We start from the raw sequence: 5,892 nt of genomic DNA, 5'->3' as shown, positions 1-5,892 counted from the left end.
GCGATGCCTATTACCAGGACTGGCCGGCAACCCTCGACGCGCTCGCGGCCTTCAATCCCGAGAAACTCGTACCGGGTCGCGGCGCGGCGCTGAAGACGCCGCAACAGGTGGCGGACGGTATCGCGGGAACGCGGGCTTTCGTGAGCGAACTCTTTAATCAGGTAAAGCTGGGCGCCGCAGCGGGCAAGGACCTGAACGAGATCTACAAGCTCACGTACGCCGCGCTCAAGCCGAAGTTCGGCGATTGGGTCATCTTCGATCACTGCATGCCGTTCGACGTCACGCGCGCCTTCGACGAAGCCACGCAATATCGCGATCCGCGCATCTGGACTGCGCAGCGCGACAAGGAAATGTGGGAGACGCTCGAAAGCTGATTGGCGACGACAACGATCATGGATACGGACTTTCAGACGCTGACGTTCGAGTATCGGCGCTCATCCGATCAGGACGGCCATCAGGATGGCGGCGCGCCGCTGCATCCGGTTGTTGTGATCGGTGCAGGCCCGGTGGGTCTCGCGATTGCGATCGACCTCGCGCAGCAGGGCACCCCGGTCGTGGTGCTCGACGATGACCACACGTTGTCGTCGGGATCGCGCGCTATTTGCTTTGCGAAACGGTCGCTCGAGATTTTCGATCGGTTAGGCTGCGGCGAACCGATGGTCGCGAAGGGCGTGAGCTGGAATGTAGGCAAGGTGTTCCTGCAAAACGAGCTGCTCTACGCGTTTGATCTGTTGCCCGAAGCGGATCATGCGCGGCCCGCGTTCATCAATTTGCAGCAGTATTACGTCGAAGGATATCTGGCTGAGCGCGCACGCGAGTTGCCGTTGCTCGATGCCCGCTGGCACAACATGGTCACAGGTATTGCGCAGTCCGACGAATGCGTTTCGCTGCAGATCGACACGCCCGATGGGCCATACACGCTGCGTGCGCGTTACGTTGTCGCCGCCGACGGTGCGCGTAGCCCGGTACGCGCGCTCATGCATCTCGATACGCACGGCCGCACCTTCAAGGATCGTTTCCTGATCGCCGATGTCCGGATGAAAGCCGACTTCCCGACCGAGCGCTGGTTCTGGTTTGATCCGCCGTTTCATCCGAATCAATCGGTGTTGCTGCATCGGCAGCCGGACAACGTGTGGCGCATCGATTTCCAGTTGGGCTGGGACGCTGACCCCATCGCGGAGAAAGCGCCCGAACGTGTGATTCCGCGTGTGCGCGCGTTGCTCGGACCCGACGTTGAATTTGAACTGGAATGGGTGAGCGTCTACACGTTTCGATGCCAGCGCATGGACAAGTTTCGTCACGGGCGTGTGCTGTTTGCGGGTGATTCGGCGCATGGTGTATCGCCGTTCGGCGCGCGCGGCGCGAACAGCGGCGTGCAGGATGCGGACAATCTTGGCTGGAAATTAAAACTGGTAATTGACGGCGATGCGCCCGATGCCTTGCTCGACTCCTACGCCAGCGAGCGCGAAGCCGCCGCCGATGAAAACATTCGCCACTCCACGCGTTCAACTGATTTCATCACACCGAAGAGCGACGTATCGCGTGTGTTCCGCGACGCTGCTTTGCGCCTCGCAAAGGACTGTGCATTTGCGCGGCGGATAGTGAACAGCGGGCGGTTATCGACGGCGTCTGTGCTGCATGGCTCGCCTTTGAACACGCCGGATCGAGATGCCTTCGATTGCGCGCTTGTGCCGGGCGCGGTGGCGGCGGATGCGCCCGTGTTTTTTGCCGGCCACGATGGATGGTTCTTGCAGCGCATGGGCTCGTCGTTTGCGGGTGTACTGTTTGGTGAATCCCTGGATGCGCTGACTGCGTTGAAAGATTTGCGTCCGCGGATAAAGCTGGTTTTGATCGTACCGGCGGGTTCCGATATCAAACCGCGCGACGGCATTGAAATACTTGAAGACGTGAAAGGTCTCCTGGCCCAACGTTTCGATGCACATCCCGGCACGTTCTATCTCCTGCGCCCAGACCAGCACATTGCGATGCGGGCTCGTTCGTTAGAACCCCAAGCCGTTCGCGAAGCACTGAGCCGCGCAATTTGCGCCCTGAACGAAACCCAGCCTGCGTGATGAGGTCCGCCATGCTCGACACCACCTTGCGTCTCGCCGATCCCGATGCCTTTTATGAAGCGCTGATCGACATGCATCGCGACCTCAGCAACGACGAAAGCCAACTCGTGAACGCCAAGTTGATCCTGCTGTTGTCGAACCAGATCGGCGATATGGAGGTGCTGCGCGAAGCGATGTCGATGGCGCGCAGTGGCGTTGCGGCCTCCGTCGCGGCCTCAACCGCCAGCGTATGAAACTGAAGAAAAGGACAAGCCCATGAAACCAGAATCGCCCGGCGCATTCACGAGTCACACTGAAACCAGCCGCGTTTATCAATCGGGCTTCGCCGCCGACTTCGCCACCGAGGCGTTGCCCGGTGCGCTGCCGCTCGGCCGCAATTCACCGCAGCGTGTGAACTACGGCCTGTATGCGGAGCAGCTTTCGGGCACCGCGTTCACCGCACCGCGCGGGCACAACCGGCGCTCGTGGCTGTATCGGATACGGCCGGCGGCGGTGCATCAACCGTTCACGCAAATCGAAGGCAACGCGTTGCGCGCGAAGCTCGTTGCGAACTTCGCCGAGGTGCCGCCCACGCCGCCGAATCAACTGCGCTGGGACCCGCTGCCGATGCCCGACGCGCCCACGGATTTCATCGACGGCTGGGTGACGATGGCCGGCAACGGCGCGGCCGAATCCATGCAAGGCTGCGCGATCCATCTCTACGCCGCGAACCGTTCCATGGGGGATCGTTTCTTCTATAGCGCCGATGGCGAATTGCTGATCGTGCCGCAAGAAGGACGGTTATCGATTGCAACCGAACTCGGCCGGCTCGATATAGAACCCTTCGAAATAGCAGTGATTCCGCGCGGCGTGCGCTTTTCCGTCTCGCTGCCTGACAACACCGCGCGTGGCTATATCTGCGAGAACTTCGGCGCCTTGTTGAGGTTGCCGGACCTTGGGCCCATCGGCTCCAATGGTCTCGCGAACCCGCGCGATTTCCTCACGCCGCACGCGGCCTACGAGGACCGCGAAGGTGCGTTTGAACTCGTCGCGAAGATGAACGGCGTGTTGTGGCGCGCGGATATCGGCCATTCGCCGCTCGACGTGGTCGCGTGGCACGGCAACTATGCACCGTACAAATACGACCTGCGCCTGTTCAACACCATTGGTTCGATCAGCTTCGATCACCCCGATCCGTCGATCTTTCTCGTGCTGCAATCGCAGACGGATACGCCGGGAGTAGACGCTATCGACTTCGTGATTTTCCCGCCGCGCTGGCTCGCGAATGAGGATACTTTCAGGCCGCCCTGGTTTCATCGGAACGTCGCGAGTGAGTTCATGGGCCTCGTGCATGGCGTCTACGACGCGAAATCCGAAGGGTTCATGCCCGGTGGTTCCAGCCTGCATAACTGCATGTCCGGACATGGGCCGGACGCGCAGACCTTCGAGAAGGCATCGAACGCGGATACATCGACGCCCGTGAAAGTGGGGGACACCATGGCGTTCATGTTCGAAACCCGCACGCTGATCAAGCCGACCCGCTTTGCTCTGGAAACCGCACAATTGCAGGCGCACTACTACGAGTGCTGGCAGGGACTGACGAAGCATTTCAACCCGGAGCAACGATGAGTTTTTCAGCCGGTCCCATTCACGAAGCGCTTGAAGCGACGCGGAATCCATTGCTGAAAAGCTGGATCGAATCCGCGAATGATCGCTTAAGCGACTTCCCGATCCAGAACCTGCCGTTCGGCATTTTCACCGACGAAATCAACCCGCTGCCGCGCGCAGGCGTGGCGATCGGCGACTGGATTCTCGACCTCGCCGTTGTGCATCGCGCGGGGTTGATCGAAGGCGAGGCCGTGTTCGCGCAGCGCACGTTGAATGCGTTTATCGCGTTGGGACGTGACGTATGGCGACACGTTCGCGTCCAGGTGAGCGCGCTGCTCGCAGCCGGTTGCGACACGCTGAAAAACGATGCAGCGTTACGCTCGCGCGCACTCGTGCCCAGGGCGAGTGCAACGCTGCATCTGCCTATCGATATCCCCGGCTACACGGATTTCTATTCATCAAAGGAACATGCGACCAATGTGGGTTCCATGTTCCGCGATCCGAAGAACGCGCTACTGCCGAACTGGTCGGAGATGCCGATTGGGTACAACGGGCGCGCTTCATCGGTGATCGTGAGTGGCACGCCAGTGCGCCGGCCGAGCGGTCAGATCAAATTGCCCGATGCCGAGCGGCCGGTGTTCAGCGCATGCAGGAAGCTGGATATTGAACTGGAAACGGGGTTTGTCATCGGCGCGGGGAATGCGCTGGGCGAGCCTATTGACTGTGAAGATGCGGAGTCGCATATCTTCGGCATGGTGTTGCTTAACGACTGGAGCGCCCGCGATATCCAGCAGTGGGAATACGTGCCGCTTGGCCCGTTCAACGCGAAGGGTTTTGCGACCACGGTCTCACCGTGGATCGTCACGCTCGATGCGCTCGAACCGTTCCGTACCGCTACGCCGAAGCAAGAGCCTGAACCGCTTCCGTATTTGCGCCACGCCGGTAATCATGCCTTCGATATTGAACTCGAAGTGCACCTGCGACCGGCGCTGGCTGAGTCGGCGACGAAGCTTTCGCGAACGAATTTCAAGCTGATGTACTGGTCGATGGCGCAGCAACTTGCGCATCACACGGTGGCGGGTTGCAACACGCGGGTAGGCGATTTGATGGGTTCCGGCACGATCAGCGGCCCGACGCCGGATTCATGCGGAAGCCTGCTTGAGATGACGTGGAACGGACAGCGCCCGATCACGCTGGAAGAGGGCGGTGAGCGCAGGTTTATTGAAGACGGCGATGAATTGACGCTCACCGGATGGTGCCAGGGCGACGGGTATCGTGTGGGGTTCGGCGAATGCCGGGGGGTGATTTTGCCTGCGCGTGGGGTAGCGGCGTAGAGCGCAGCGCCTCGGCGCTGGCTTCTCCGAAACCTGAACGAACCCTAAACCGCCTGCCCGATACTTGCGCGCCGCGCCCGCCGATCCATTGACGCTGACAGCAACGTCAGTCCAAACGCGCCGCACGCCATCAGTACACCCACCCACGGTAGCGCATTCAGCGCCGCACCCGCGCCGATCGCCATGCCGCCGAGCCATGCGCCTATCGCGTTGCCCAGGTTGAATGCACCCTGATTCAACGTCGACGCAAGATTCGGCGCCTCGCTTGCGCGGTTTACGATCAACATCTGCAAGGGCGGAACGATCGCGAAAGCGAGCACGCCCCAGACGAAGATGGTGATCATCGCGGGAATGGCGGCGTGCATCGTGGCGGCGAAAATGGCCTGGACCACGATGATCGATACAAGAAACGTCAGCAGCGAGCGCAATAACTTCCAGTCCGCGAGTTTGCCGCCGAGCGTGCTCCCCACCGTCAATCCAAGCCCGAACAACAGCAGCACCAGCGTGACCGCGTGCGGCGAAAAACCCGTGACGTCTTCGAGGATCGGCGTGATGTACGTGAACACGGAAAAGAGACTCGCCGATGCCAGCACGCTGATGCCCAGCACCATCAGCACTTGAGGATTCTTGAGCACGTTGAATTCGCGCAGGATGCTCGATTCCCGCATCTCGATGTGCTTCGGCAGGCACACGGCCAGCGCACCGGCCGCGCCCAGGCCGATCAGCGTCACTACCCAGAAGGTCGCGCGCCAGCCGGCTACCTGACCGAGTGCGGTGCCGAGCGGCACGCCGAGCACGTTCGCCAGCGTGAGGCCGGTGAACATCAGCGCAATGGCTTGCGCGCGCCGGTTCGGCGCGACCAGGTCCGCGGCGACCACCGAGCCGATGCCGAAGAACGC

At 61.2% G+C, this 5,892-nt stretch carries 5 protein-coding genes and 1 pseudogene; 5 read left to right on the top strand and 1 reads right to left on the bottom strand.

What is annotated here, in order from left to right:
* The 5 genes and pseudogenes from JWR14_RS12660 to fahA form a co-directional block, all read left to right on the top strand.
* Positions 1–374 (top strand): annotated as a pseudogene (locus JWR14_RS12660) (MBL fold metallo-hydrolase); the annotation flags it as partial.
* A gap of 18 nt (positions 375–392) precedes the next feature.
* The gene (locus JWR14_RS12655; protein ID WP_299706796.1) at positions 393–2,072 is read left to right on the top strand and encodes an FAD-dependent oxidoreductase; all 1,680 of its coding nucleotides are present in this window, start codon (positions 393–395) and stop codon (positions 2,070–2,072) included.
* A gap of 11 nt (positions 2,073–2,083) precedes the next feature.
* On the top strand, positions 2,084–2,305 hold the full coding sequence (locus JWR14_RS12650; protein WP_299706793.1) for a DUF2783 domain-containing protein: 222 nt from the start codon (positions 2,084–2,086) through the stop codon (positions 2,303–2,305).
* 22 nt (positions 2,306–2,327) lie between these two features.
* The gene (gene hmgA / locus JWR14_RS12645) at positions 2,328–3,680 is read left to right on the top strand and encodes a homogentisate 1,2-dioxygenase (protein WP_299706791.1); all 1,353 of its coding nucleotides are present in this window, start codon (positions 2,328–2,330) and stop codon (positions 3,678–3,680) included.
* Positions 3,677–4,993, top strand: a complete 1,317-nt coding sequence (fahA, locus tag JWR14_RS12640; protein ID WP_299706789.1) for a fumarylacetoacetase — start codon at positions 3,677–3,679, stop codon at positions 4,991–4,993. The genes hmgA and fahA overlap by 4 nt, the downstream gene beginning before the upstream one ends.
* Positions 4,994–5,037: 44 nt before the next feature.
* Here the strand turns inward: fahA and JWR14_RS12635 are convergent.
* Positions 5,038–5,892, bottom strand: an 855-nt coding sequence (locus JWR14_RS12635) for an MFS transporter (RefSeq protein WP_299706787.1), incomplete at its 5' end; no start/stop codon positions are given.

The sequence above is a fragment of the Caballeronia sp. genome (assembly GCF_028292365.1).
Classification (GTDB): domain Bacteria; phylum Pseudomonadota; class Gammaproteobacteria; order Burkholderiales; family Burkholderiaceae; genus Caballeronia.
The sequence above is the reverse complement of the archived record's forward strand: the minus strand, read 5'-3'. Positions and strand labels throughout refer to the sequence as shown.

Bases quoted from the DNA above. Each gene is read 5' to 3' on its own strand.
- JWR14_RS12655 (WP_299706796.1), top strand. From the start codon at position 393: ATGGATACGGACTTTCAGACGCTGACGTTCGAGTATCGGCGCTCATCC.
- JWR14_RS12650 (WP_299706793.1), top strand. From the start codon at position 2,084: ATGCTCGACACCACCTTGCGTCTCGCCGATCCCGATGCCTTTTATGAA.
- hmgA (WP_299706791.1), top strand. From the start codon at position 2,328: ATGAAACCAGAATCGCCCGGCGCATTCACGAGTCACACTGAAACCAGC.
- fahA (WP_299706789.1), top strand. From the start codon at position 3,677: ATGAGTTTTTCAGCCGGTCCCATTCACGAAGCGCTTGAAGCGACGCGG.